General features: G+C 69.9%; 23 protein-coding genes and 1 pseudogene. 15 read left to right on the forward strand and 9 right to left on the reverse strand.

The window, feature by feature from the left end; genetic code table 11:
- The first annotated feature begins 452 nt into the window (after positions 1-452).
- A complete protein-coding gene (locus IE212_RS26895; protein WP_190200549.1) occupies positions 453-1,247 on the forward strand; it encodes a GntR family transcriptional regulator in 795 nt (264 codons plus the stop codon).
- The gene (locus tag IE212_RS26900) at positions 1,244-1,933 is read left to right on the forward strand and encodes a YdcF family protein (protein WP_190200550.1); all 690 of its coding nucleotides are present in this window, start codon (positions 1,244-1,246) and stop codon (positions 1,931-1,933) included. The genes IE212_RS26895 and IE212_RS26900 overlap by 4 nt, the downstream gene beginning before the upstream one ends.
- Positions 1,934-2,061: 128 nt before the next feature.
- Here the strand turns inward: IE212_RS26900 and IE212_RS26905 are convergent, their stop codons facing one another.
- Positions 2,062-3,432 carry a Shedu anti-phage system protein SduA domain-containing protein gene (locus IE212_RS26905; RefSeq protein ID WP_190200551.1) on the reverse strand — a complete coding sequence of 457 codons (1,371 nt, stop codon included), beginning with the start codon at positions 3,430-3,432 and terminating at the stop codon, positions 2,062-2,064.
- Between the two features lie 378 nt (positions 3,433-3,810).
- Here IE212_RS26905 and IE212_RS35675 point away from each other — a divergent pair.
- Together IE212_RS35675 and IE212_RS26915 are read left to right on the forward strand one after the other, a co-directional pair.
- Positions 3,811-3,897 (forward strand): annotated as a pseudogene (locus IE212_RS35675) (glutamine synthetase); the annotation flags it as partial.
- A 335-nt stretch (positions 3,898-4,232) separates the two neighbouring features.
- Positions 4,233-5,048: a hypothetical protein gene (locus IE212_RS26915; RefSeq protein WP_190200552.1), complete on the forward strand. Its 816-nt coding sequence runs from the start codon at positions 4,233-4,235 to the stop codon at positions 5,046-5,048.
- A gap of 98 nt (positions 5,049-5,146) precedes the next feature.
- On the opposite strand, the gene IE212_RS26920 is transcribed toward IE212_RS26915, so the two are convergent.
- Both IE212_RS26920 and IE212_RS26925 read right to left on the reverse strand, forming a co-directional pair.
- Positions 5,147-6,364 (reverse strand): MFS transporter, encoded by a 1,218-nt coding sequence (locus IE212_RS26920; RefSeq protein WP_190200553.1) that lies wholly within the window; start codon positions 6,362-6,364, stop codon positions 5,147-5,149.
- Positions 6,365-6,449: 85 nt separating this feature from the next.
- Complete coding sequence (locus IE212_RS26925; RefSeq protein ID WP_373301433.1) at positions 6,450-7,364, reverse strand: endonuclease/exonuclease/phosphatase family protein; 915 nt, start codon at positions 7,362-7,364, stop codon at positions 6,450-6,452.
- A 513-nt stretch (positions 7,365-7,877) separates the two neighbouring features.
- On the opposite strand from IE212_RS26925, the gene panB reads away from it, so the two are divergent.
- The 3 genes from panB (at position 7,878) to IE212_RS26940 (ending at position 10,843) form a co-directional block, all read left to right on the forward strand.
- Positions 7,878-8,753 (forward strand): 3-methyl-2-oxobutanoate hydroxymethyltransferase, encoded by an 876-nt coding sequence (panB, locus tag IE212_RS26930; RefSeq protein ID WP_190200555.1) that lies wholly within the window; start codon positions 7,878-7,880, stop codon positions 8,751-8,753.
- A 201-nt stretch (positions 8,754-8,954) separates the two neighbouring features.
- Entirely contained in the window at positions 8,955-9,974 is a 1,020-nt protein-coding gene (locus IE212_RS26935) for an ATP-binding cassette domain-containing protein (RefSeq protein ID WP_190200556.1), read from the forward strand.
- On the forward strand, positions 9,971-10,843 hold the full coding sequence (locus tag IE212_RS26940; RefSeq protein WP_229864598.1) for an ABC transporter permease: 873 nt from the start codon (positions 9,971-9,973) through the stop codon (positions 10,841-10,843). Before IE212_RS26935 ends, IE212_RS26940 begins: the two co-directional genes overlap by 4 nt.
- A gap of 20 nt (positions 10,844-10,863) precedes the next feature.
- Here IE212_RS26940 and IE212_RS26945 read toward each other — a convergent pair whose 3' ends face one another.
- Positions 10,864-14,148: an AfsR/SARP family transcriptional regulator gene (locus tag IE212_RS26945; RefSeq protein WP_190200557.1), complete on the reverse strand. Its 3,285-nt coding sequence runs from the start codon at positions 14,146-14,148 to the stop codon at positions 10,864-10,866.
- A 205-nt stretch (positions 14,149-14,353) separates the two neighbouring features.
- The gene (locus tag IE212_RS26950; protein WP_190200608.1) at positions 14,354-14,503 is read right to left on the reverse strand and encodes a DUF6578 domain-containing protein; all 150 of its coding nucleotides are present in this window, start codon (positions 14,501-14,503) and stop codon (positions 14,354-14,356) included.
- A gap of 114 nt (positions 14,504-14,617) precedes the next feature.
- On the opposite strand from IE212_RS26950, the gene IE212_RS26955 reads away from it, so the two are divergent.
- Positions 14,618-15,418, forward strand: a complete 801-nt coding sequence (locus IE212_RS26955; RefSeq protein WP_190200558.1) for a site-2 protease family protein — start codon at positions 14,618-14,620, stop codon at positions 15,416-15,418.
- Positions 15,419-15,422: 4 nt separating this feature from the next.
- On the opposite strand, the gene IE212_RS26960 is transcribed toward IE212_RS26955, so the two are convergent.
- Complete coding sequence (locus IE212_RS26960) at positions 15,423-15,602, reverse strand: hypothetical protein (RefSeq protein WP_190200559.1); 180 nt, start codon at positions 15,600-15,602, stop codon at positions 15,423-15,425.
- A gap of 74 nt (positions 15,603-15,676) precedes the next feature.
- Positions 15,677-16,396, reverse strand: a complete 720-nt coding sequence (gene npdG / locus IE212_RS26965) for an NADPH-dependent F420 reductase (protein ID WP_190200560.1) — start codon at positions 16,394-16,396, stop codon at positions 15,677-15,679.
- A gap of 146 nt (positions 16,397-16,542) precedes the next feature.
- Here npdG and IE212_RS26970 point away from each other — a divergent pair, with 146 nt between their 5' ends.
- Complete coding sequence (locus IE212_RS26970) at positions 16,543-17,145, forward strand: hypothetical protein (protein WP_190200561.1); 603 nt, start codon at positions 16,543-16,545, stop codon at positions 17,143-17,145.
- A gap of 61 nt (positions 17,146-17,206) precedes the next feature.
- On the opposite strand, the gene IE212_RS26975 is transcribed toward IE212_RS26970, so the two are convergent.
- A complete protein-coding gene (locus IE212_RS26975) occupies positions 17,207-17,437 on the reverse strand; it encodes a hypothetical protein (RefSeq protein ID WP_190200562.1) in 231 nt (76 codons plus the stop codon).
- A gap of 58 nt (positions 17,438-17,495) precedes the next feature.
- On the opposite strand from IE212_RS26975, the gene map reads away from it, so the two are divergent.
- Together map and IE212_RS26985 are read left to right on the forward strand one after the other, a co-directional pair.
- Positions 17,496-18,353, forward strand: a complete 858-nt coding sequence (gene map / locus IE212_RS26980; RefSeq protein WP_190200563.1) for a type I methionyl aminopeptidase — start codon at positions 17,496-17,498, stop codon at positions 18,351-18,353.
- Between the two features lie 125 nt (positions 18,354-18,478).
- Positions 18,479-19,126 (forward strand): biliverdin-producing heme oxygenase, encoded by a 648-nt coding sequence (locus tag IE212_RS26985; RefSeq protein ID WP_190200564.1) that lies wholly within the window; start codon positions 18,479-18,481, stop codon positions 19,124-19,126.
- Between the two features lie 22 nt (positions 19,127-19,148).
- Here the strand turns inward: IE212_RS26985 and IE212_RS26990 are convergent, their stop codons facing one another.
- Positions 19,149-19,793, reverse strand: a complete 645-nt coding sequence (locus IE212_RS26990; RefSeq protein WP_190200565.1) for a PhzF family phenazine biosynthesis protein — start codon at positions 19,791-19,793, stop codon at positions 19,149-19,151.
- A gap of 170 nt (positions 19,794-19,963) precedes the next feature.
- On the opposite strand from IE212_RS26990, the gene efeO reads away from it, so the two are divergent.
- The 4 genes from efeO to IE212_RS27010 all read left to right on the forward strand — a co-directional run bounded on the left by efeO (position 19,964) and on the right by IE212_RS27010 (position 24,729).
- Positions 19,964-21,115: an iron uptake system protein EfeO gene (efeO, locus tag IE212_RS26995; RefSeq protein WP_190200566.1), complete on the forward strand. Its 1,152-nt coding sequence runs from the start codon at positions 19,964-19,966 to the stop codon at positions 21,113-21,115.
- A gap of 12 nt (positions 21,116-21,127) precedes the next feature.
- Positions 21,128-22,369, forward strand: coding sequence for an iron uptake transporter deferrochelatase/peroxidase subunit (efeB, locus tag IE212_RS27000; RefSeq protein WP_190200567.1), 1,242 nt, complete (start codon positions 21,128-21,130; stop codon positions 22,367-22,369).
- A gap of 4 nt (positions 22,370-22,373) precedes the next feature.
- Entirely contained in the window at positions 22,374-23,216 is an 843-nt protein-coding gene (efeU, locus tag IE212_RS27005; RefSeq protein WP_190200568.1) for an iron uptake transporter permease EfeU, read from the forward strand.
- 520 nt (positions 23,217-23,736) lie between these two features.
- Complete coding sequence (locus tag IE212_RS27010) at positions 23,737-24,729, forward strand: SCO2278 family lipoprotein (RefSeq protein WP_190200569.1); 993 nt, start codon at positions 23,737-23,739, stop codon at positions 24,727-24,729.
- Positions 24,730-24,762: the final 33 nt, after the last annotated feature.

Raw genomic sequence — 24,762 nt, forward strand, 5'->3', positions numbered from 1 at the left:
CCGCGATGAGGGCGGTCGACGGGCGGGAGAGGCAGCCGGCCGCAGCACTAGGCGCTGCGATGCCAGGAAGAGAGCGGACCGGGAATGTCGTACGGACGCCGCCGGCCGGTCCAGCACGGCGGCGCCCCACAGATGTCTTCGGTACACCGGGGTTCCTCTCAGTCGAGATCACTAGAGGTGAAGCACTGCAAGGGGGATCGCGTCCCCACTCTCCGGCCGTTGCTCGCGGTCACCGGGCCACCTCGCCAGTACGGGCCGAAGCCCTGTTCCACCTGGCCTTTAGCGGGATTGCAGCGTCCCCGCCCCGTGCATGTGCGCAGCCCAAAGAAGGCCCCGCAGAGCGCTGCAGTCCTGGGACTGCGAGGCGCTTGAGAAGACCATGGCTCACAGTCCCAGGACTGTCAACAGTCCTGGGACTGTGTTTCACTGGTCGAAGTCGACGGGAGGTTCTGATGGCACCGAAGTGGCGGGAGCTCGCGGACCGGATTGCAGAGAAGATCCGGTCCGGCGAATACGCCCCTGGTGAGCAGTTGCCGCAGATCAGGGACTTGGTGGAGGCCGGTGAAGGCTCCAAGTCCACTGTTCACGCGGCCTACAAGGCACTGGAAGCCGAGGGGTTGGTGACGTCTTCCCGCGGCCACGGCACTGTCGTACGTGACCGGCCGCCGCTCAAGCGGCTCGGAATCGAGCGGTACGACAAGGCCAAGTGGAGGGACGGCGACGAAGTCGCCTTCATCGCTGACCGGCTGGCGTCCGGCCGGGCCTACCGGCGCAACGAACAGACTCAGACGGTCAGCAAGGTCCCTGCGCCACCTGTAGTCGCGGCAGCGCACGGCTTGCCCGAGGGAGCCGACGTCTACGCTCGCGCGCGACTGGTCAAGGAAGGAACGCAGCCCACGCACACTCTGACCAGCTACTACCGCCCGGAACACGTCGAGGGCACGCGCATCGTCGACCCGACTCCGGGCCCGGCCGGCAGGGGCGGCGGGTTCCGCGTGCTGTACGACGCGGGGTACGAGATCGACCACATGCGAGAGACGCTGTTCGCTCGAGTCCCCACCACTGACGAAGTCCAGCTCCTGCAGCTCTCCCCCGGTGAGTGGGTCGTAGAGCTGCACCGAACGACGTTCACGGCCGACGGCACGGTGGTCGAATTCGCGCTGGGCGTGCACGCGGCCACACGCTTCTCATGGACGTACGACTTCAAGGTGCCCGACTCGGCAGCGGAAGACGGAGACAAGAAGTGATCTCGCAGCAGTCATGGGCGGATGCGCGACGACTCTGGGACTTCCAGCAGATGGGCCACGAGGTGCGCCCGTGTTCGGTCGCCATCGGCTTGGGGAGCCATGACCTCGGGGTGGCCGACACCACGGCGGCCCTGTACCGGGACGGCATGGCTCCCCTGATCGTCTTCACGGGAGCGACCAGCCGAACCACCCGTGACCGGATGCCGCGCGGCGAAGCAGAGCACTACCGGGAGCGGGCCCTGGAACTCGGGGTGCCGGCGGACGCCATCCTTGTCGAACCGAACGCCCGGAACACCGGAGAGAACATCACGTTTTCGCGTGCGCTGCTTGCCGATCAGGGAGTTGTGGTGTCGTCTGTCCTGCTCGTCTGCAAGCCGTACGAGGAGCGGCGAGCGTACGCAACAGCGCGGAAGCTGTGGCCCGATGTGGAGTGGGTCTGCGCTTCCGCACCGATGAGCTTTGCGGAGTACATCGCCTCAATCGGCGATGAACGGCTGGTCGTTGACATGTTGGTCGGAGCACAGCAGCGACTCATGATCTACCCAGATGAAGGGTTCATGATCCGTCAGGAGATTCCGGCGGACGTTGAGACGGCGTATCGCCATCTCGTTGCTGGCGGTTTCACGAGCCGCCTCGTCCCGACGGTCGCAGCAAGCGACTGGAAGACGGAGACTTGGCACTCCTAGGGCGGCCGTCCATCCGGCGACTCTTTCCACTCATCGCGCGGCCCGGCCCTCGGCCAGGCCTGCGCTCCTGCCTTGGTCTCGCGCTGGCCCGGCCGGGAGGAAGCCGCAATCACCCACTTCTCCGGACCTCAGCCGCTGCCTACATGGATCGAGTCAGAGAGGCTTGTGAGTTGACGCACCATCGTTTTCGCGCGCTCAAGTAGGTCATCCCAAGTGAGAATCTCATCTACGCCAAGTTGCTGTCGAGCGACCGAGATATACCGATTTGCTCCAGTCGTGCCAAACTGTTTCTGCTGAGAACGGCTAATGACGATAGCCGTGGAAATATTGCCAGCGATGTTCGGGTAGGTTTTCTTGAGCTTGTCGTAGTGATGATTTATATAGTCTTTCCACTCTCCAATCTGGAATGCAGCGTGCGTTACGGCTGCAGTGGGATGGCCCGGGCCTCGGGTCGCGAATTGATGGTCGGGCCGCTCGATCTCTACGAGTCGGTACGTTTGATTCTGGCGCGCAATCACAAAGTCCGGCTCCACGTACGATTTCCCTGTGGGGCTTTCCCCTGGAGGGTAGCGCCAGCGCGGCTTTGACTCGACATCGCCATACGCGTCCAGAAGCACCGGACTGCGAACCAGTAGTTCATGGAATACACTCTCTGGAGCATCAGGCAAACGGAGAAGCTTCTCCAATTCTGATGTGGCCAGTTCTAGCGCAGTAAGTCGGTCCGCGAAACGCCCAATTGGTACCTGCTCGTGCGGAATCTCTATGGCGCCTAGTCCGTTTCCTGCATCTGCAACGGCGTGCGTGAAGTGCATCCTTAGGTCCACGTGAGCGCGCGCCCAGGCTGACCGCGGCTCCCAGGCCGCCTGGTCAACGTGGCGAAGCAGCTCGCCGTATCGGACGAACCTGCGATTGTTTCTGTCTGCCGTCAGGAAACCAAGGTTATGGATTCTCCTGGTTCTCCAATAGTCTGCCACCTTAGCGGGGAGGTGTAGATCGAGGGCAAGCTCGAACGCGCCAAATGTAAGCCTTCGAATCAGCTCTTGCCAATCGTGGCGATACTTGTAAACGGTGATTCGGTTGGCGTTGACAACTCTGGAGACGGTCTTCTCGGGTGAACCCAGTTGGCCACTCCACACTTGCTCTGGAACGCGAGGGAGGGCGAGTCGGTATAAGCCTTTCGGGGTACTAGCTTCCAATCCTAGGGCTTTTTGTCTTACCAGTACCCAAGGCGGGGTTTGGGTGCGCTCTGTGTCGACCACGAATGCCGGTCCTCCGGCAATGTACCACTCGTGAGGCGGGTCGACCTCGCTTAGAATGACGGCACCGTCTCGCGCCAAATAGCAATCCAGGTCACCCCCATCGATATAGGGGGATGAAAGAATGCGGGGATACCCGCCACCCTTAGGGGGCGGCGCAGTGAAACGAGCGTATTCTTTTTGGTAGTAGTCAATGTAGCGTTCCAGGTATTCGATTACCTGAGATGGGCTGACCATTGCCATTCATGCCTCCAAGATGGCTAAGTAAAGACAAACTCCTCTTGGGTTCAGTCAGATTGCAACGGCAAGGTTATGAAGTCGCGCAACAGGCTGAACTCCTTGACCTCGACCGCGCGTAGGAGCCTAGTGGCGACCACTGACATCTCGCCGCCGCAGCATGGAATCTGTCAGCCGTGCGCTGACGCTGCTTCGCCTCGGGTGTCCCCCGACAGCAGGCGCTCCTGGGCTTGTTGTGAGACGGCCGTGCTCCAGAGCTCGGGCCGTCTGTGGGCCGTCGAAGGGCGGCCCAGGGCGACCAACGACGACCACCAATGGCCCCTCGACAGAGAGCCAGCGCTGCAGCAACGTGGCTCACCTGAGGTCACCTCCGCGCTTCACCACTTCCTCCGCAACAAGCGGCAGGAGTGGGAGGAGTACCGCTCGGAGGTCACGGCGTTCGAGCTGCGGAAGAACCTGCCGGCGTTGTAGGGCAGGTCAGAGTGGGTTTCTCGTAGCAATACGCACGGGGGCCGGCGGTCATGGACCGTCGGCCCCTTCACTTTCGGACGCCCCCTTGTCAGACAACGGCAGCGCACTGTACCGCCCTTCGTTCCTGAACGATCAAGATGTGCCGACATCCGCTCGGTATCCATCAAGGCGCAGATCTTCACCGCAGCCTGCCTAGGCTTGCCAGGGGCAAGTCGTTCGGGGGCGAGATCATGACCGGCACGGGGAACACTGACACGGGGAACACTGACACAGGAAATACACCCCTCTGGCGTCAACCGGCGTTTTATTGGCCCGCGATATTTGCTCCCATTGCCGTGAGCATCATCGCAGCTGTGATCACGGGCGGATTCTCTTCTCTGCTCGATGCGCTGTTCGGCGATCAGCCTGATGTCGTTGTCTCCACAGACAGGGACAAGCCACATGTGGACCCGAGCAGTAGTCGCACCGGCCATGACGGAAATCCTGAAGGCCACAGAAGTAAGGTGAATCAACAGACCATAAATGGCGAACTAGGCACAGCCGGGGTGAGTTTCGGGAGCGACGGAGACCTCTGCTCATCCGATGCTTGGGTCTATTTCAAGCCCCCAGAGCACTTCCGAAGGAATCGGAAACTTCCGTACCCGGACTACACGACTGCGGCAGACGCCGACAGCACTGTGGCCCGACTGACGATCGAATCGAAGGGCGACAACGCAATTCAGATCTCGGAGATCAAATTGAAGATCGTCGACCGAGACAAGAATGTGTCCCCGAAGACGTCAACCCATCTCGAGTTCTCTCCTTACATGAACTGTGCAGCCTCCGAAACACCTCGTGCCGACTTGACGGCCACTGCCACTCTTGACGGCCCCGGGAACCTGAGAAACACCTATCCGACAGCCGGTGAAAACAAGGGACTTCCTACCGTTCTCCACCAAGGGGACTTCTTCGAGATTCTGCTCACGGTTTCCACCACACATTGCGCATGCACCTGGATTCCGGTCATCCATTGGACCGCAGATGGAGAACGTCACACTACGGAACTGGAGGGAACTGGTACGACTTTCAGGACGGCTCCGACGAAAGGCCTGAAGACCGTGGTTTTTGAGCCGTTCTCTGAGGGTGACAGCTGGGTCCTTCCCGTGAACTGAATGGTCGCGGTCCGCCGGGGCTGACCGGACGCACAGGAGCGGCGGACCGCGGGGCTCACCCGCGAACCGCCGCTCCTCTCAGTGGGCCGGTGACGGCGTCAGTGGCGCACCGTCTCGGCCTCCTGCGGGACATGGCTCGCCACGATCCGCTCATGCCCGCCGGCCGGCAGCGCGCGCCGGTCGACCGCGTGGGCCAGCGACGCCACGCCCAGGCCGAGGACGGCCAGGGCCGCGCCGGCCAGGGCCGGGGAGGTGACCGAGAAGCCCGCGGCCAGGGCGAGGCCGCCGATCCAGGCGCCGCCGGCGTTGGCCAGGTTGAAGGCGGCCTGGTTGGCGGAGGAGGCCAGGGACGGGGCCGAGGAGGCCTTGTCCATGACCATCAGCTGGAGCGGGGAGCCGGTGGCGAAGGCCGCCATGCCGAGCAGGACGACGGCGACGGCGGCGGTGAACTCGGTGCGCATCAGCAGCGGGAACACCGCAAGGACCGCCACGAGCGAGGTCAGGCCGCCGAACAGCGTGCCGCGCAGGGAGTGGTCGGCCAGGCGGCCGCCCAGCAGGTTGCCGGCGGTCGCGCCGACACCGAACAGGGCGAGCAGCAGGGTCACGCTGGCGTCGGCGTAGCCGGCGGCGTCCGTGAGCATCGGTGTGATGTAGCTGTACGCGGCGAAGAGGGCGCCGAAGCCCGCGACGGTCGTGCCGAGCGACAGCCAGACCGGGACGGAGCGCAGGGCGGCGAGTTCGCCGCGCAGGCCCCGCGCGGTGGCGTGCTCGTGGTCGTGCGGGATGAGGGACGCGAGCGCGGCGATCGCCGCCAGGCCGATGGCGCTGACGCCGAGGAAGGTCGCCCTCCAGCCGAGGTGCTGACCCATGAGGGTCGCGACCGGCACGCCCGCGACGTTCGCGACCGTCAGGCCGAGGAACATCAGCGAGACCGAGCGCGCCTTGCGCTCGGGGGCGACCATGTTCGTGGCGACCACGGCGCCGACGCCGAAGAAGGCGCCGTGCGGCAGACCGCTCAGGAAGCGGGCCGCCAGCAGCCAGCCGTTGTCGGGCGCGAGGGCCGACAGCGCGTTGCCCGCGACGAACAGCCCCATCAGCCCCATCAGGACCGTGCGGCGGGACATCCTGGCGGTGACCGCGGCCAGCAGCGGGGCGCCGATGACGACGCCCAGCGCGTAGGCCGAGACCAGGTGGCCGGCGCTGGGTATCGAGATGTGCAGGTCGTCCGCGACATCGGGCAGCAGCCCCATCATCACGAACTCGGTGGTGCCGATGCCGAAGGCGCCCACGGCGAGGGCGAGCAGGGCCAGGGGCATGAAGAACCTCTCGAGACTTGCTTGGGGATTCGTACTTCGTATGTTCAAGTACGGAACAAAGTCTCGCGGCCCGACTATTTCCCGCTCAGCCGCCTGTGGTGACCCTCACACGTGCCGCTATGGGCAGATGGTCGCTGCCGGTCCTCGGAAGGGTCCAGGAGCTCTCCGGCTTCAGCCCCTTGACCATGATCTGGTCGATGCGGGCCATCGGGAACGACGCGGGCCAGCTGAACCCGAAGCCGCTGCCGGCCGCGCCCTGTGTGGAGCGCATCTGAGCGGTGACGGCGTTGAGCGCGCGGTCGTTCATCGTGCCGTTCAGGTCGCCGAGCAGGACGACGTTCCTCAGCGGTTCGCGGGCGATGGCCTCGCCCAGGAAGTCGGCGCTGCGGTCGCGCTGCCGGGCCGTGAACCCGGCCTCCATCTTCACGCGCACCGACGGCAGGTGGGCGACGTAGACCGCGACCTGCCCGGCCGGGGCGGTCACGGTGGCCCGCATCGCCCGCGTCCACCCCATGTCCAGGTCGACGCCGCGTACGCCGCTCAGCGGGTGCTTGCTCCACACGCCGACCGTGCCCTGCACCGAGTGGTACGGGTACGTCGACGCCAGCGCCTTCTCGTACGTGGGGACCGCTTCCTCCGTCAGCTCCTCCAGGGCCAGCACGTCCGCGCCCGAGGCGGCCACGTCGCGGGCGGTGCCCGCCGGGTCCTGATTCTCGGCGTTGACGTTGTGGGTGGCCACCGTGAGGTCGCCGCCGCCGGCGGTCTTGTCGGTGAGCTGGCCGCCGAAGAGGTTCAGCCAGACCACCGACGGCGCCAGCACGGCGATCAGCGCGGTCGCCGACCTGCGGACCAGGGCGAGCACGAGGAGCACCGGGACCAGCAGACCCAGCCAGGGCAGAAACGTCTCGGTGAGGCTGCCCAGGTTGCCGATCGCGTTGGGGATGTGCGAGTGCAGCACCATGATCACGGCCAGCAGCACCGCGCACGCGGCCACGAACATCCCGCGCCGCCAGATCCGCGGGTCGCCCCGCCGGCCGCCGAGCAGCCGGTCGAACAGGCGCCGAAGCCGGTCTCCCCGTGGCTCGGGTCCCGAGCCGCCGTTGTCCGTCTCCGTCATGTACGCCTGCTGCGCCATACCGTCGCCTCACTGCCTGCCGTGCACACCATCGCCCCCCGTGTCCTACGACCCTAGGGGATGATCCGTTCCGTTACGCCGCCCCTCGACGGCCGTACGGGGGCGAGGACGATCGAGCCCGCGCGGCGAGTTCCGGCTGCGCCGGGGGTAAGCGCCCTCTGTGACAGAACGCGCACACTCACCCGGGCCGTGGGCCCGGAACTGACGGGGCGTAGGCCTCAGGGGAGGGTGCCGGCGATCGCGCACAGCGCGCGCCCGGACCGGCCCGGACAGAACTCACACGGGCTCCCCTGGCCCTGGATGGCACGAGGTGCCACCATGGACGTGGTCCGGGGACGCCGTCAGGGCGCCTCGAGATGACGTGTAAGGAGCCGTGCAATGACGCAGCTTCCGGCTGCCCAGACCGCTCAGAAGAAGCCCTCCGACGGCGGCAGGGCCCTGTACGGCGGCAAGGGCACCCGCCGTATCACCGTGCGTGACATCGCCGCCGCCAAGGAGCGGGGCGAGAAGTGGCCCATGCTCACCGCGTACGACGCCATGACCGCGTCCGTCTTCGACGAGGCCGGGATCCCGGTCATGCTGGTCGGCGACTCGGCGGGCAACTGCCACCTCGGGTACGAGACGACCGTGCCCGTGACCCTCGACGAGATGACCATGCTGTCGGCGGCGGTCGTACGGGGCACCTCGCGCGCCCTGATCGTCGGCGACCTGCCCTTCGGCTCCTACCAGGAGGGTCCGGTGCAGGCGCTGCGCTCGGCGACCCGGCTGGTGAAGGAGGCGGGCGTGCAGGCCGTGAAGCTGGAGGGGGGCGAGCGGTCGCACGACCAGATCCGGCTGCTCGTCGAGTCCGGCATCCCGGTCATGGCGCACATCGGGCTGACCCCGCAGTCCGTCAACGCGATGGGCTACCGGGTGCAGGGGCGGGGCGAGGAGGCGGCCCAGCAGCTGCTGCGCGACGCGAAGGCCGTGCAGGACGCGGGTGCGTTCGCCGTGGTGCTGGAGCTGGTTCCGGCGGAGCTGGCGGCCGAGGTGACGCGGGTGCTGCACATTCCGACGGTGGGCATCGGGGCCGGCCCCGAGACGGACGCCCAGGTGCTGGTGTGGACCGACATGCTCGGTCTGACCGGCGGGCGGGTGCCGAAGTTCGTGAAGCAGTACGCGAATCTGCGTGAGGTCATGGGGGACGCGGTGAAGGCGTTCGCCAACGAGGTCGTCGGCGGTGCGTTCCCGCAGGAGGAGAACTCCGTGCACTAGGCCATTTCCCGCACCACACGGACGGCCCGCCGATCTTCCCCCAGTCGGCGGGCCGTCCCCTTTTCGCGCCTGAGCCGGCGCCGCTCTCGCGGACGTGGTTCCTCGCCGTCGTGGTTCCTCAACTGAGGGTTGCGGTGCTCGTCGGCGGGTTGTCGGTGGCTTGTCGGTGATTTGTCGGTGAGGGCTGCGACCGTCTGTCTCATGACGCGAATCGACACACAAGCCGGCGGCGCCGCTGTCACCGTGCGGGGGCTGGTGAAGCACTACGGGGAGACCAAGGCACTGGACGGGGTCGACCTGGACGTGCGGGAGGGCACCGTGATGGGGGTGCTCGGGCCGAACGGGGCCGGGAAGACCACCCTGGTGCGGATCCTGTCCACGCTGCTGCAGGCCGACGCGGGACAGGCGGCCGTCGCCGGGTACGACGTCGCACGGCAGCCGAGGCAGCTGCGGCGGGTGATAGGGCTCACCGGGCAGTACGCGTCCGTGGACGAGAAGCTGCCCGGCTGGGAGAACCTCTACATGATCGGGCGGCTGCTCGACCTGCCCCGCAAGGAGGCCCGTGCGCGTGCGGACGAGCTGCTGGAGCGGTTCTCGCTGACGGAGGCCGCGAAGCGGCCGGCCGCCACCTACTCCGGCGGTATGCGGCGGCGGCTCGACCTGGCCGCCTCGATGATCGGCCGGCCGGCCGTCCTCTTCCTCGACGAGCCGACCACCGGGCTCGACCCCCGTACCCGCAACGAGGTGTGGGACGAGGTCAAGGCCATGGTCGGGGACGGCGTGACCGTGCTGCTGACCACGCAGTACATGGAGGAGGCCGAGCAGCTCGCCTCCGAGCTGACCGTCGTGGACCGGGGCAAGGTCGTCGCTGACGGGAGGATCGACGAACTCAAGGCCAAGGTCGGCGGACGGACCCTGCGGATCCGGCCGGCCGAGGGCACGCACCTGCGGCCGCTCGCCGGGCACCTCGACGATCTCGGCATCACCGGGCTCGCGTCCACCACCGTGGACACCGGCACCGGCACCCTCCTGGTACCGATCCTCAGCGACGAGCAACTGACCGCCGTCGTGGGCGCTGTCACCGCCCGCGGCATCACGCTCGCCTCCATCACCACCGAACTGCCCAGCCTGGACGAGGTGTTCCTGTCGCTGACCGGTCACCGGGCCAGTGCCCCGCAGGACACCGTGCCCGCCGAGGACCGCGAGGAGGTCGCCGTATGAGCTCCCACCCGTCGCCCACCACCACCCCGAACGAGGCGCTTCGCGCCGCCCCTGGAACCACCCTTTCCACCCCCGCCGCCACCGACGACGCCCGCATCACGCTGCGCGGGCACCTGCGGCACACCGGCGCGCTCGTCCGCCGCAACCTGCTGTGGATCCGCCAGGACCCGGAGTCGATGGCCGACGCGCTGCTGATGCCGGTCATCTTCACCCTGCTGTTCGTGTTCGTGTTCGGCGGCTCCATCGGACAGGCACTGGGCGGCGGCCAGGACCAGTACGTGCAGTACGTGATCCCCGGCATGATCGCGATGATGAGCATGACGCTGTCCCAGGGCGTCGGCACCGGCTTCAGCCAGGACTTCAACTCCGGTGTCATGGACCGCTTCCGGTCCCTGCCCATCGGGCGCGGTTCGGTGCTGTTCGCGAAGATCTCGGTGGAACTGCTGCGGATGCTGTTCGCGACCGCCGTGCTGATGGTCGTGGCCGTCGCGGTCGGGTTCGAGATCACGAACTGGCCCGGGCTGTTCGCGACCGTGGCGCTGTCCACGGCGTTCGCCTCGTCGATCATGTGGGTGTTCCTCACCCTGGGCGTGATCATGAAGAGCGCGCAGTCCGTGCAGGCGATGGGCTTCCTGGTGCTGTTCCCGCTCCAGTTCGGCTCGTCGATCTTCGCGCCGACGACGTCGATGCCGGGCTGGCTGCAGGCGTTCACCGACTACAACCCGCTGTCGACGCTGGCGGACGCGGCGCGCGGTCTGATGGTGGGCGGGCCGGTCGCGCACGACCTGTGGGTGACGCTCGGCTGGTCGGTGGCGATCACGGCGGTGATGGCGCCCGTCGCCATCCACAAGTTCCGGACCAAGAACTGACGAAGCGGGACCGGTCCGCGTCACAGCAGGGCGGTGGCCTCCTCGAGGGAGAGGCCGCCGCCTTCCGCGTACGCGGCCTCGTAGGCCTGGTCGCCGAGCTGCGCCCGGGCCCGCCGCTCCGTCTGCTCGCGGGTCTCGCGCTCCTGCCGCCGGGCGACATGGCCGGGCGGCAGCAGGGCGTCGGCGGCGCCGAGGCAGCGGGCCGCGTCCGCGGCACGGCGCCCGCCGTCGAGGGCGGTCAGGGCCCCTGCCCCGGTGGTGAGGTACGCGGCGGGCATCGTGGGTGCGACAGCCGCCGACACCGGGTCGACGGCTTGCTCCAGTGCCTTGCGGATCCGGTCCAGGCACTCCTCGTACCGTCCCTCCGCGGCGTCCAGCCAGGCCTCGGCGCCGAGAATGTACGCGTCGAAGACGATGAAGTGGGCGATACGGAAGTCCTGGCGCAGCCGCCGCAGTTGCTCGCGCGCCTCGGCGAGGCGGCCGGTCATGCCGAGCCGGCCGGCCAGGAAGAGGCGGGCGGCGGGCATGGCCGCGCTGTGCGCGTCCTCGTGCTGGGCGATCACCTCGCGCAGCAGCCGCTCACCGTGCTCGCCGTCGCCGGCCTCCAGCAGCGCGATGCCCAGCCGGGCGGTGAGGACGGCCGCCTGGGCTCGGGCGCCGAGGCGTTCGGCGTGCCAGACGGCCGCCTCGTAGTCGGCGGCGGCCGGTTCGTGGTCGCCCTTGCGTTCGTGGGCCTCGGCGCGTGCGGAGAGGGCCTCGGCGATGCCCCAGTCGTCGCCGAGGCGCCGGTGGATCTCCAGCGCCTCGTCGGCGTCGCGGGCCGCGTCGCCCGCCCAGTCGGTGCGGTTGGCGAGGAAGTTGGCCCGCATCTGGAGGTTGGAGGCCAGCTCCCAGTCGAAGCCGGGAGTCCGCCGGCAGGTGCGGATGGAGGCGTCGAGGATGACGCGCAGCCGGTCCGTGTCACCGGTCAGCATCACGGCGAAGAACCAGAACAGGCCGGGGAGCCGGCAGTTCTGCGGCAGGCCGGGTTCGTAGGTCCGCGCGATGGTCCGCAGCTTCCGCTGGGAGCGGGGGTTCTGCCAGGCGTCCAGTTCGGTGTCCATGCAGGCGAGATGGGTCAGGTGGACCCCGCGCCGGGCCTCCCACAGGACCTCGCCCGTCATCGGGGGCGGCGCGTCGGTGCAGCGCTGCCACACGGGGGCGGCGGGACGGACGTGCTCGGCGAAGGGGTCGGGGCCGAGCGCCATGACCTCGCGGCACCAGTTTCGGGCCTCGATGCGCAGGTCGCGCATCTGCCAGTACCAGCCGAGGGACAGCACCATGCAGAGCGCCTCCTGCTCGTCGCGCAGGGCGACGGCGTGGCGCAGCGCGGTACGCAGGTTCTCGTGCTCGCGCTCCAGCCGGCGGATGGCGGCGAGCTGGCCGGGGCCGCGCAGCAACGGCTCGGTGGTGCGGGCGAGTTCGCGGTAGTACGTCAGATGGGCCCGCTCGGCCGAGCCGCGCTGCCCGGCCTCGTCCAGCCGTTCGGCGGCGTACTCGGCGACGGTCTCGAGCAGCCGGTAGCGCATCCCTTCGTCGCCCGGTTCGCCGGTCGGGGCGGCCACGACCAGGGAGCGGTCGACGAGCGACCCGAGCACCTCCATGGCGACCGGCCCGCACACGGCCTCGGCGGCGGGCAGGTCGCAGCCGCCCGCGAACACCGACAGCCGCCGCAGCACGTCCCGCTCGTCCTCGTCGAGCAGGTCCCAGGACCAGTCGACGACGGCTCTGAGGGTCTGCTGGCGGGGCAGGACGGTACGGCTGCCGGAGGTGAGCAGCCGGAAGCGGTCGTCGAGCCGGCCGGCGATCTGGCGGGGCGTGAGCATCCGCAGCCGGGCGGCGGCGAGTTCGATGGCCAGGGGCAGGCCGTCGAGGCGCCGGCAGATCTCGGCGCACGCCTCGGGGTCGTCCTCGATCCGGAAGCCGGGCCGGGCCGCCGCGCCCCGGTCGGCGAGCAGCCGCAGCGCGACCAGTTCGGGCAGCGGTTCCACGGGCCGCAGCAACTCCCCCGGCACGCCCAGGGGTTCCCGGCTGGTGGCGAGGACGGTCAGGCCTGGGCACCGCTCCAGCAGTTCCTCGGTGAGCCGGGCTGCGGCGTCGGCGACGTGCTCGCAGTTGTCCAGGATCAGCAGCATACGGGGCCGGGAGCAGTGCTCGGCGAGCCGCTCGACGGGGTCGTCGAGCCGGTCGGCGACGGCGGCCCGGATGCCCTCGGCGCCGGCGCCGTACAGCACGGTCTCGCGGGCACCGACGGCGGTCAGCACGGCCTCCGGTACGGCGGCGGGGTCGTCCACCGGGGCGAGTTCGGCGAGCCAGACACCGCCCGGCATGGAGGGCCGCACGGCCTCGGCGGCCTCCTGCGACAGCCGTGTCTTGCCGGCCCCGCCGGGCCCGAGCAGCGTCACGAGCCGGGCGGTGGCGAGATCGCCCCGGATGGTCTCGATGTCGCTCTCGCGGCCGACGAAGGACGTGAGCCGCGCGCGGAGATTGCCGGCGGGCGGCGGTGCCCCGCTGCCGCGGGCGGGCGCCGGGCCGTCGCCCGGTCTCAGCAACTCGGCGTGCACGGAACGCAGTTGCGGACCGGGGTCGGTGCCGAGCCGGTCGGCGAGCAGCCGCCGGACGTCCTCGTACGCGTCCAGCGCCTGCGCCGTGCGTCCGGCGTCGCGCAGGGCACGCAGGCGGAGGACCTGGAGGGGTTCGTCCAGGGGGTGGCTGTCGCACAGGGCGGTCAGCTCCGGCAGGGACTGCTCGGCCTGACCCAGGGCGAGGGCGGCGCCGTGACGGGCGCGCAGCACGTCGAGACGGCGGGCGTCCAGGCGGGCCGCCTCGGCGGTGCGGTCGGGGAGGTCGGCGAGGGCCGGTCCCCGCCACAGCGCGAGGGCCTCGTCGAGCACCGCGGCGGCCTTGGCGGGGTCGCCGTCGGCCAGGGCGCGCACCCCTTCACCGGCGAGCCGCTCGAACCGGTGCAGGTCGATGTCGTCGGCCCCGGACGTGAGCCGGTATCCGCCCGCCACGGAGGTCACGGCGTCCGCCCCGAGCGCCCGCCGTAACCGTCCGACGAGCGCCTGCAGCGCGCCGGGCGCGTCGGCGGGCGGCTCCCCTCCCCACACCTCGTCGACCAGCGTCCCCGCGGGCACGGTACGGCCGGCCCGCAGGGCCAGCACGGTCAGCAGCGCACGCAACCGCGCCCCGCCCACCGGAACGGCCGTGCCGTCGGTGCGGAGTGCCTGTGTGGTGCCGAGGATGCGGTAGCGCACGGGGTTCATTGTCTCCGGTGGTACGAGCCGGCTCACGGCGGTGGGCGGCGCGGCGGGGTTCACGGGGTGGCCGGCTTCCCGGCCGGCGCGGTGGCTGCGGCCGGACCGGCTGCGTGACGGCGTTGTCGAGGGAGGTGGGCCGGTGGGGCCGGGTGCGGGTTCGGGTCAGCGGTGACGCCGGACGCGGCCGGACCGGCCCCGCGACGGCGCTCACTCAGGTCGGCCGCCCCGCCGGTACGGCAGCCGTGCTCAGGCTCTCCGGCAGCGCCGTCAGCGGCGGCCAGCTCACCTCGTCCCCCACCCCGAACGGTGTGCCGCAGCACTCCATCCGCCAGTCCTCGTAGATCACGTACCGGAGCCCCATGTCCCCACCCTCCCCGGAACCGGCCGCCCCGCGCGAGACGTTTTTCCCCTGTGCCCGGTACCGTCGGGCCGTCCCCTTCCGTCCCGTCGCGTCTCCGAGAGTGCAGGGAGTTCCATGACCACCGCCACCAGCCGCCACAGCGAGCGGCGGATCAGTCCCGTGTTCATCGGGATCCTCGCCGTGACGGCGGTCACCGGGTGGGCGACCTGGACCGGGTTCGCGGAGCAGCCCGGGGTCGCCGTGTTCCTCTTCGTGACGGCGGCCTGGATCGTCTCGCTCTGCCTGCACGAGTACGCGCACGCGCGCACCGCCCTGCACAGCGGGGACATCTCGGTGGGGGCGAAGGGCTATCTGACCCTCAACCCGCTGAAGTACACGCACGCGCTGCTCAGCATCGTGCTGCCGGTGCTCTTCGTGATCATGGGCGGGATCGGGCTGCCGGGCGGCGCCGTGTTCATCGAGCAGGGGCGGGTCCGGGGGCGCTGGAAGCACAGCCTGATCTCGGCCGCGGGTCCGCTGACGAACGTGCTGTTCGCGGTGGTGTGCACGGCGCCGTTCTGGCTGGGCGCCCTGGACGGTGTGCCGACCGACTTCCGCTTCGCCCTGGCGTTCCTCGCCCTGCTCCAGGTGTCGGCCGCGCTGCTGAACTTCCTGCCGGTGCCGGGCCTGGACGGCTACGGCGTGATCGAACCCTGGCTGTCGTACGGCATCAGGCGGCAGGTGGAGCCGTTCGCGCCGTTCGGCCTGCTGTTCGTGTTCGCGCTGCTGTGGCTGCCGGCGGTGAACGGCGTGTTCTTCGACGTGATCGACGCGATCCTGAAGTCGCTCGGGATCAGCGACTTCGAGACCTACTGCGGTCAGGAGCTGTACCGCTTCTGGCAGGGTTCGAACGAGTTCTGCTCGGCACCGGCCTGACGGGTCAGCCGGTGACCGACTTCCGCGCCCGGCCGCGCTTCACGTAGTACCAGGCCATGTTCGACGACAGTCCGGCGAGCAGCACCCAGACGATCCCCAGCCAGCTGCCCTCCACGAAGGAGACCACGGCCGCGGCCACGGACAGGACGCAGACGATCAAGGCGTAAACGGCGAGGCGGGGCATTTCGGTCGACTCCTGTCGGGGGACACTGCTGGCACTGCTTGTGCCGTCCAGTGTCCCCCATGCGCCTCAGCCGCTCACACGTCGGTCACACGCAGCCCCGCGTGTGCCTTGTACCGGCGGTTCACGGAGATCAGGTTCGCCACCAGCGACTCCACCTGGTGGGCGTTGCGCAGCCGTCCGGCGAAGATGCCGCGCATGCCGGGGATGCGCCCGGCGAGGGCCTGGACGATCTCGACGTCGGCGCGGACCTCGCCGAGCACCATCACGTCCGTGTCGATCTCGTCGATCCCCGGATCCTGGAGCAGGACCGCCGACAGGTGGTGGAAGGCGGCCGTGACCCGGGAGTCCGGCAGCAGGGCGGCGGCCTGCTCGGCGGCGCTGCCCTCCTCCGGCTTCAGCGCGTAGGCGCCCTTCTTGTCGAAGCCGAGCGGGTTGACGCAGTCGACGACGAGCTTGCCGGCCAGTTCCTCGCGCAGGGACTCCAGGGTCTTGCCGTGGCCGTCCCACGGCACGGCGACGATCACGATGTCGCTGCGGCGCGCGGTCTCGGCGTTGTCGGCGCCCTCGACGCCGTGTCCGAGCTCGTCCGCGGCGGCCCGCGCACGCTCGGCCGCCCGCGAGCCGATGATCACCTTCTGGCCGGCCCTGGCGAGCCGGTAGGCGAGGCCCTTGCCCTGCGGCCCGGTCCCGCCGAGCACCCCGACCACGAGTCCGGAGACGTCGGGCAGGTCCCAGGGGTCCTTGGCCGGGGCCTTCTGGGCGTTGTCGGTGGCAGCACTGTCGGTAGAGGTCATGGCCCCGACTCTACGGCCGCCGGGGCCCCCTCGGATTCCACCTGCCGTTCGAGATCGGCACGCATGACCGGCCCCCTTGCCCGAGCCGGGCTAATGCGTGGTGAACCCAGCCTTAAGGGTGACCCGGCCGGGGCAGGATGCGGCCCATGGACGCGGTACGGGTGGCGCTGCTCCGGGAGGTGCTCGCCGGGACGGAGTGGCTCGGGGCCACGCGGCGGTTCGCCGGCGCGCTGCGCGGGTCGGTGGTGTCGCACGGGGGCGGCCTGCTGCTCGTCGGTACGCCGGAGTTCGAGCCGTGGCACCTGGCGGCGCACCTGGTGGACGAGGCCGCGTGGTCGGGCACGCCGGAACTGGCCCCCACGCTGGTGCGGCATGACGCGCGCCCCTCGGATCCGGCGCACCTGGCGGTCGGTCTCGGCCGGCTGGAGGCGGCGCGGCGGGGTGAGACGCTGCTGGTGGTGTCCCCGGAGGGGCCTGCCGCCCCCCTCCTGGAACGGGTGTCCGGCGCTCGGCGTGCCGGTGCGACGGTGCTGTCCCTCGGCCCCGGGGAGGGCGAGCTGCCCGGGATGGCTCACGAGTGCCTGGCCGTCCCCGACGGCTCGGAGCTGGACCTGGACACGGTGCAGCACCTGGTCAGCGCGGCGGCCGGGGAGAACTCCCTGCCGACGCCGCGCGGCCGGCGGCGTTTCCGGGACAGGGTGTGGAGGCTGGCGGAACACCTGACGGCCCCACCGCCCGCGCGCTGGTAGGGCCGCCGGTCCCGCCGGTGGTGCGGCCGCGGATGCCACAGCCGTACGAGGGGCTACCGGGCTACTCCTCTTTACGGCCGCCCGCAGGACTGTCGTGCCACTTGGGGTCGTTCTCCCACTGGAGGTTGCGTTCGCGGGCGGTCTCCATCGCGTGTTCGGCCTCGGTGCGGCTCGCGTACGGGCCGAAACGGTCCTTGCCCGGGCATTCCGGCCCCTCCTCGACCTTCTTGTGTTCCAGGCAGTAGTACCACTCGCCCGGCTTGCCGACCGTCCGCTTCTTGAACAGGGCCATGACCAGCTCCTCTCGCCAACGACATGTTCCCCCGTGGCCGCTGGTTAGACTCGCTGGCATGTCTGGCCAGTCGCTGCTCGTCCCGGGGGAGCTGTCCCCCACCCGTTCCGTGCCCGGAAACATCCGTCGCCCCGAGTACGTCGGCAAGCCCGCGCCGACGCCCTACACCGGACCGGAGGTGCAGACGCCCGAGACGATCGAGGCGATGCGGGTCGCCGGCCGGATCGCCGCCCGGGCGATGGCGGAGGCCGCGAAGCTGATCGCTCCGGGCGTGACCACGGACGAGCTGGACAAGGTGGCGCACGAGTACATGTGCGACCACGGCGCCTACCCCTCGACGCTCGGCTACCGGGGCTTCCCGAAGTCGCTGTGCACGTCGGTCAACGAGGTCATCTGCCACGGCATCCCGGACTCGACGGTCCTGCGCGACGGCGACATCGTCAACCTCGACGTGACGGCGTACATCGGCGGTGTGCACGGCGACAACAACGCCACCTATCTGGTCGGCGACGTGGACGAGGAGTCGCGGCTGCTGGTGGAGCGGACCCGGGAGTCCCTCGAGCGTGCGATCAAGGCGGTCAAGCCGGGCCGGCAGATCAACGTCATCGGCCGGGTCATCGAGTCGTACGCCAAGCGCTTCGGCTACGGCGTGGTGCGGGACTTCACGGGCCACGGCATCAACTCGTCGTTCCACTCGGGCCTGATCATCCCGCACTACGACAGCCCGCACGCCACGACGGTCATCCAGCCCGGGATGACGTTCACGATCGAGCCGATGCTGACGCTGGGCACACACGAGTACGACATGTGGGACGACGGCTGGACGGTCGTGACGAAGGACCGCAAGCGGACGGCCCAGTTCGAGCACACGCTGGTGGTGACGGACTCGGGGGCCGAGATCCTCACGCTGCCGTAGCATCCCGGCCCAGCCGCCGCCCGTGGCCCGCTCTCCTCGGAGGGCGGGCCTTCCCCATGGCGTCCGGCCCCGCACCGGAGTAGCGTTTTTACCGACACGACGTCGGCAAGCAGGGAAGCGGGCCCATGGAATCCTTCTCGACCCTCCTTCGGGCCGCTTCCCGTGAGCAGCACCAGCAGGTCAGGGGCTCGGCGTTCCTGAGCGACCTGCTGGGGAGCAGACTGGGGGTCGACGCGTTCGCGCGCTACACGGAACAGCTGTGGTTCGTGTACGGGGCGCTGGAGTCGGGCGCGGAGCGCCTGGCCGGGGACCCGGTGGCCGGCCCCTTCGTACGCCCGGAGCTGTTCCGCACGGCTGCGCTGGAGCGGGACCTGGAGCACCTGCGCGGGCCGGACTGGCGGTCGGGCATCAGCGCGCTGCCCGCCACGCGGGAGTACGCGCGCCGGATCACCGAGTGCGCCCGCGCCTGGCCGGCCGGCTACGTCGCCCACCACTACACCCGCTACCTCGGCGACCTCTCCGGTGGGCAGATCATCCGCGACGCCGCCGAGAAGGCGTGGGGTCTGCCGAGGAAGGGCGACGGGGTCCGCTTCTACGTCTTCGAGCGAATCCCCAACCCGGCCGCCTACAAGCGCGGTTACCACGAACTGCTGGACTCGGTGCCCGGCGACGAGCTGGAGCGGCAGCGGGCGGTGGCCGAGTGCGAGCGGGCGTACGCGCTGAACAACGCGGTGTTCCGGGCGCTGGGCGAGGAGTTCCCGCTGTCGGCGTGAGCCGCGCCGCCGGACGCCCTGGTCAGCGTTCGAGGTGCACCCGGCCGCCGACCTCGGTCCATCCGCCCGGCTGCGGCGCGGTCAGAATCTGGGAGCCCGCCCCCTGGGTGATGTTGAGGGCGCGTCCCAGCCGGTCGGTGAGCAGCAGGGCCGCCGCCCCGGTCGCCTCGTCCTCGTCGATCCCGTCACCGCGCCCGGGGAAGGCCCGGGCCCGCACCCGCCCGGCGGGTTCGTCCTCCCACGCCCAGGCGTACACCCACTCCCCCGGCGGCGGCACGGCCAGGGCGTCGACCTCGGCGGCGCTGCCGTACTGCCGCAGGGTCCGCGGCGGCACCCACTCCGCCCGCGCCTCGATCCAGCAGAACTCCCCGTCCTGCCGGGCCCCGACCTCGCCGGCGGGGGTGATCAGCTCGGGCACGTCGAGCAGCCACGCCGTCCCGACACAGGGGTGCCCGGCGAAGGGCAGCCGCAGGGCCGGCGTATAGATGTCGATCACGCCACGCTCGGGATCGTCGACGAACACGGTCTCGCTGAACCCGAGCTTCGCGGCGAGCGCCTGCCGCTCGCTCCGCTCGGGCAGCGCCGAACCGTCACGAACGACCCCGAGCTCGTTGCCGTATCCGCCGTTGGGCCCGCAGAAGACGCGCAGCACGTCGTAGTCCGTCACTGGGGCATTCAAGCACCGCCAGGGCGGCCGGGGCGTCACCGGCCGGGCGGGGGCGGGCGGCCCGAACCTCTTGACCCTCCCTTGACTCGTTCATGAGGTCGTTTTTTGGCCACTTAGGCAATCCTTATGTAGCTTAGGTGAGCCTCACCTTTCCGTCTTCTGGAGCCCGCATGCGACCCGCCAGCCCCGTTTCCGTCGTCATCGCCGCCGCGGCGGCTCTGGCCGCCGTCACCGGCTGCACCGAGAAGAGTGACGCCAAGGACGGCGGCAACGTCGTCAAAGTGACGGCGACGGACGACAAGTGCGAGGTCTCGACGAAGGAGTTCCCGGCCGGACACGTCGAACTGGCCGTCGAGAACAAGGGGTCCAAGGTCACCGAGGTCTACGTCCTCTTCCCCGACGACCGCGTGGTCACCGAGCGGGAGAACATAGGCCCCGGCACGCGGCAGCGCGTCACCGCCGAGGTGAAGGCCGGCGACTACCAGATCGCCTGCAAGCCCGGCATGAAGGGCGCCGGCATCCGCCAGGCCGTCAAGGCCACCGGCGGCAAGGCGGTGAAGCGCGACCCGCGCCTGGACAAGGCCGTCGCCGACTACCGCGCCTATGTACAGCAGCAGGCCGACGAGACGCTGCCGCTCGCCGAGACCTTCGCCAAGGCGGTCAAGGACGGCGACATCGAGGCCGCGAAGAAGGCCTACGCCCCCTCCCGCATCGGCTGGGAGCGCACCGAGCCGGTCGCCGAGTCCTTCGGCGACATCGACCCGAAGGTCGACGTACGGGAGGACGGCCTCGAGGACGGCCAGGACCCCGCCACCGACTGGACCGGCTGGCACCGCCTGGAGAAGTCCCTCTGGCAGGACAAGAAGACCGGCGACCGCGAGAAGGAACTCGCCGACAGGTTGATCACCGACCTCACCGACTGGCGCGAGCGCGTCGGCAAGGCCGACATCACCCCCACCTCCATGGCCAACGGCGCCAAGGAACTCCTCGACGAGGTCGCCACCGGCAAGGTCACCGGCGAGGAGGAGCGCTACTCGCACACCGACCTGGTCGACTTCAAGGCCAACGTCGAGGGCGCGCAGAAGTCGTACGAACTGCTGAAGCCGGTCGCGCAGGAGAACGACAAGGCCCTCACCACCGAACTGGACAAGCAGTTCGCCGCCTTGAACACTCTGCTCGACAAGTACCGCCCGAGCACGACGTCGTACGAGTTCACCTCGTACGACAAGGTCGGCAAGGCCGACCGCAAGGAGCTCTCAGACGCGGTCAACGCGCTGGCGGAGCCCCTGTCGAAGCTCGCCGCCGCCGTCGTCGTGAAGTAGGGAACCCCACCCATGACGGACAAGGACACCCCCTCCTCCCCCTCCCGGCGCTCCCTGCTCGGCTGGGGCGGCGCGGGCCTGGCCCTGGGCGCCGCCGCGGCGGGCGGAGCGGTGGCGATGGCCCGCACCGACGACGCGCCCCCACCGGACGCCGGATCCGCCATCCCCTTCCACGGCCCGCACCAGGCCGGCATCGCCACCCCGGTCCAGGACCGTCTGCACTTCGCGGCCTTCGACGTGCAGACGAGCGACCGGGCGGAGTTCGTCCAGATGCTGAAGGACTGGACGCAGGCCGCCCGCCGGATGACCGCCGGACACCCGGTCGGGGAGGGCGGCTACGGCGGCCTGCCCGAGGCGCCCCCCGACGACACCGGCGAGGCCCTGGGCCTCAAGCCCTCCCGCCTGACCCTCACCATCGGCTTCGGCCCGAGCCTGTTCGACAAGTTCGGCCTGGCCGGGCACCGCCCCGAGGCCCTGGTCGACTTGCCGAAGTTCGCGGGCGACAACCTGGACAGGAACCGCAGCGGCGGCGACCTGTGCGTCCAGGCCTGCGCGGACGACCCGCAGGTCGCCGTGCACGCCATCCGCAACCTGGCCCGCATCGGGATGGGCAAGGTCGTCATCCGCTGGTCGCAGCTGGGCTTCGGCAAGACGTCGTCGACGACACCCGAGGCGCAGACACCCCGCAACCTGATGGGCTTCAAGGACGGCACCCGCAACATCGCCGGCACCGAAACGGACCGGCTCCGCAAGTTCGTGTGGGTGCCCGAAGCGGACGGCCCGCAGTGGATGACGGGCGGCTCGTACCTCGTCGCCCGCCGCATCCGCATGCACATCGAGACGTGGGACCGCACCTCGCTCCAGGAGCAGGAGGACATCTTCGGCCGCGACAAGGGCGAGGGCGCGCCGGTCGGCAAGGCCAAGGAACGCGACGAGCCGTTCCTGAAGGCGATGAAGCCCGACGCGCACGTCCGGCTCGCCCACCCCGACGCCAACCACGGCGCGACGATCCTGCGCCGCGGCTACTCCTTCACCGACGGCACCGACGGACTGGGCCGCCTGGACGCGGGCCTGTTCTTCCTGGCCTACCAGCGCGACGTCCGCGAGGGCTTCATCCCGATCCAGCGCAACCTCGCCACCGACGCGCTCAACGAGTACATCCAGCATGTGGGTTCGGCGCTCTTCGCGATCCCGCCGGGCGTTCGCGACAAGGACGACTGGTGGGGCCGGACGCTGTTCTCCGAGGAGGCCTGAACCCGTGTTCTCGAACTACCTGATCGGTCTGCGCGAGGGCCTGGAGGCGAGCCTCGTCGTCTGCATCCTCATCGCGTACCTGGTGAAGACGGACCGCAGGGACGCGCTGAAGCCGATCTGGACCGGCATCGGCGTCGCGGTGGCCCTCGCCCTGGGCTTCGGCTGCGCACTCGAGTTCGGCTCCCAGGAGCTGACGTTCCAGGCCCAGGAGGCGCTCGGCGGATCGTTGTCGATCCTCGCGGTCGCCCTGGTGACCTGGATGGTGTTCTGGATGCGCCGCACGGCCCGGCACCTCAAGTCGGAACTGCACGGCAGGCTGGACGCGGCGCTGGCGATGGGCACGGGGGCGCTGGTCGCGACGGCGTTCCTGGCCGTGGGCCGGGAGGGCCTGGAAACGGCCCTGTTCGTCTGGGCGTCGGTCCACGCGGCGAGCGACGGCACGCCGCGGCCGCTGCTGGGCGTCGCCCTCGGCCTGCTGACCGCGGTCCTCCTGGGCTGGCTGTTCTACCGGGGTGCGCTGCGGATCGACCTCGCCCGGTTCTTCACCTGGACCGGCGGCATGCTGGTCGTCGTCGCGGCGGGCGTACTGGCCTACGGCTTCCACGACCTCCAGGAGGCCGACTTCCTGCCCGGCCTCGGCGACAAGGCCTTCGACATCTCCAGCGCGATTCCGCCGGACAGCTGGTACGGGACGCTGCTCAAGGGCGTGTTCAACTTCCAGCCGGATCCGACGGTGCTCCAAGTCGTGGTGTGGCTGCTGTACTTGGTTCCGACGCTGGCTCTGTTCCTGATGCCGGCGGGCCTCGGACAGCGCCGGACGACGACAACTCCCGCCCGGGACAGCTGAGGAGGGGCGGGCCCGCGGCCCGGCGTTTGCGAGGTGCTCGGCGGATGCCGGGCCGGGGGCTGCGCATCCCGGCGTTGCGGGTTGCTGGGCGTTGACGCTGGGACCCGGGCGTGCACAGCTCGGCGTTGCGAGGCCCTCGGCGTGGGTGCGGGGGCGGGGGCGTTGCGCAGCCCGGCGTTGCGGGGTGCCGCTGCGCCCACCCGTGCCGCCCCAGCGGCACGACTGCCCGCAGCTGGGGCGGCCACGACTGCCCGCAGCGGCGGGGCGGCTGCCCGCAGCTAGGACGGCCCGCAGCCGCGCACGCACGGAAGGGGACGTGTCGGGGGGTGTCCGCCCGCAGCGGTTGGCGCGTCAACGGGGAGTCACTCGGTATCCGACTCCGTCGCGCCGTTCCGAGGACGGACACCCCCCGGCACGTCCCCGACCCCCCACGAAGCCGAGCGCGCAACGGCCCGAGCCCCCAACCACCGAAGGCACCCGGTAGGGTTCGCCTCCGGAAAGGGGAAGGTGAAGGAAGCCGATGAGCTGGGATCGCGACCCTCGAACGCTCCGCAGGCCCGCCCGGAGTGCACTCATAGCCGCCTCGATGACCGCTATGTCATTGACGGCCAGTGGCTGCGTCGTCGTGCACGGCGAACGGGAGGTCCTCCCGTCCACCACCCGCGCCGAAGCCGCCAAGGCCCTCCAGGAGTTCACGGCCGCGTACAACGAGGCCGACCAGGCCTACGACGCCTCGCTGGACGCCGGACACACCACCGGCGCCCTCGCCGCCATCGACTCGGCCCGTCTGAAGGCCGGGAAGGCCAACAACCCGGACGGCAACCCGAATCACACGCCCCTGAGGCTGACGGACGCGAAGTTCACGATCCCGAAGAAGGCCGGCTGGCCCCGCTGGTTCCTCGTCGACGCGGCCGGCAACAAGGGCGGCACCGCCCGCTGGCTGCTCGTGTTCACCCGCAGCAGCCTCGACGACCCTTTCCAGGTCGCCTACCTGACCCTCGTCGCGCCCGGCAAGGTCCCGGAGTTCAAGAAGGACGCGGACGGCTGGGCGGAGTCGGTCCCCGCCAACGAGACCGGTCTCACCGCCGGCCCCGGGAAGCTGAGCCGGGACTACACGACGTACCTGAAGAACGGCGGGGACGGCTTCACGGACGGCCTCCACACCAGTCAGTGGCGTGCCCTGCGCAAGAAGAACTCCGAGAGGCCGGGCATGGTCACCCAGTACATCGACGAGCCGCTGGACAGCGGCGACTACGCGCCGCTGGCCCTGCGTACGGCGGACGGCGGGGCACTCGTGTTCTTCACCACGCGGCACTACGAGAAGCAGACCGCCCACGCGGGCACCTCGGTCCCCGCCCCCGACAAGGACGTCCTCGCCCTGACGACCGGCGAGATCAAGCAGTCCCTCACCCTGGAGTTCGTCTCCAACGAGGTGGCCGTCGACCCACCGGGGACCGGCAAGGTGACGATCCTGGGCCGGATCCAGGGCATGACGGCCGCGGAAGGCTCGTAACGCCGCTCCGGGGGAAGGAGAACCCGGCCCGGT

It is taken from the genome of Streptomyces djakartensis, assembly GCF_014651075.1.
GTDB lineage: Bacteria > Actinomycetota > Actinomycetes > Streptomycetales > Streptomycetaceae > Streptomyces > Streptomyces djakartensis.

Bases quoted from the DNA above. Each gene is read 5' to 3' on its own strand.
- IE212_RS26895 (WP_190200549.1), top strand. From the start codon at position 453: ATGGCACCGAAGTGGCGGGAGCTCGCGGACCGGATTGCAGAGAAGATC.
- IE212_RS26905 (WP_190200551.1), bottom strand. From the start codon at position 3,432: ATGGCAATGGTCAGCCCATCTCAGGTAATCGAATACCTGGAACGCTAC.
- IE212_RS26920 (WP_190200553.1), bottom strand. From the start codon at position 6,364: ATGCCCCTGGCCCTGCTCGCCCTCGCCGTGGGCGCCTTCGGCATCGGC.
- IE212_RS26925 (WP_373301433.1), bottom strand. From the start codon at position 7,364: ATGTTCGTGGCCGCGTGCGCGGTGCTGCTGGCCGTGATCATGGTGCTG.
- panB (WP_190200555.1), top strand. From the start codon at position 7,878: ATGACGCAGCTTCCGGCTGCCCAGACCGCTCAGAAGAAGCCCTCCGAC.
- IE212_RS26935 (WP_190200556.1), top strand. From the start codon at position 8,955: ATGACGCGAATCGACACACAAGCCGGCGGCGCCGCTGTCACCGTGCGG.
- IE212_RS26940 (WP_229864598.1), top strand. From the start codon at position 9,971: ATGAGCTCCCACCCGTCGCCCACCACCACCCCGAACGAGGCGCTTCGC.
- IE212_RS26945 (WP_190200557.1), bottom strand. From the start codon at position 14,148: ATGAACCCCGTGCGCTACCGCATCCTCGGCACCACACAGGCACTCCGC.
- IE212_RS26950 (WP_190200608.1), bottom strand. From the start codon at position 14,503: ATGGGGCTCCGGTACGTGATCTACGAGGACTGGCGGATGGAGTGCTGC.
- IE212_RS26955 (WP_190200558.1), top strand. From the start codon at position 14,618: ATGACCACCGCCACCAGCCGCCACAGCGAGCGGCGGATCAGTCCCGTG.
- IE212_RS26960 (WP_190200559.1), bottom strand. From the start codon at position 15,602: ATGCCCCGCCTCGCCGTTTACGCCTTGATCGTCTGCGTCCTGTCCGTG.
- npdG (WP_190200560.1), bottom strand. From the start codon at position 16,396: ATGACCTCTACCGACAGTGCTGCCACCGACAACGCCCAGAAGGCCCCG.
- IE212_RS26970 (WP_190200561.1), top strand. From the start codon at position 16,543: ATGGACGCGGTACGGGTGGCGCTGCTCCGGGAGGTGCTCGCCGGGACG.
- IE212_RS26975 (WP_190200562.1), bottom strand. From the start codon at position 17,437: ATGGCCCTGTTCAAGAAGCGGACGGTCGGCAAGCCGGGCGAGTGGTAC.
- map (WP_190200563.1), top strand. From the start codon at position 17,496: ATGTCTGGCCAGTCGCTGCTCGTCCCGGGGGAGCTGTCCCCCACCCGT.
- IE212_RS26985 (WP_190200564.1), top strand. From the start codon at position 18,479: ATGGAATCCTTCTCGACCCTCCTTCGGGCCGCTTCCCGTGAGCAGCAC.
- efeO (WP_190200566.1), top strand. From the start codon at position 19,964: ATGCGACCCGCCAGCCCCGTTTCCGTCGTCATCGCCGCCGCGGCGGCT.
- efeB (WP_190200567.1), top strand. From the start codon at position 21,128: ATGACGGACAAGGACACCCCCTCCTCCCCCTCCCGGCGCTCCCTGCTC.
- IE212_RS27010 (WP_190200569.1), top strand. From the start codon at position 23,737: ATGAGCTGGGATCGCGACCCTCGAACGCTCCGCAGGCCCGCCCGGAGT.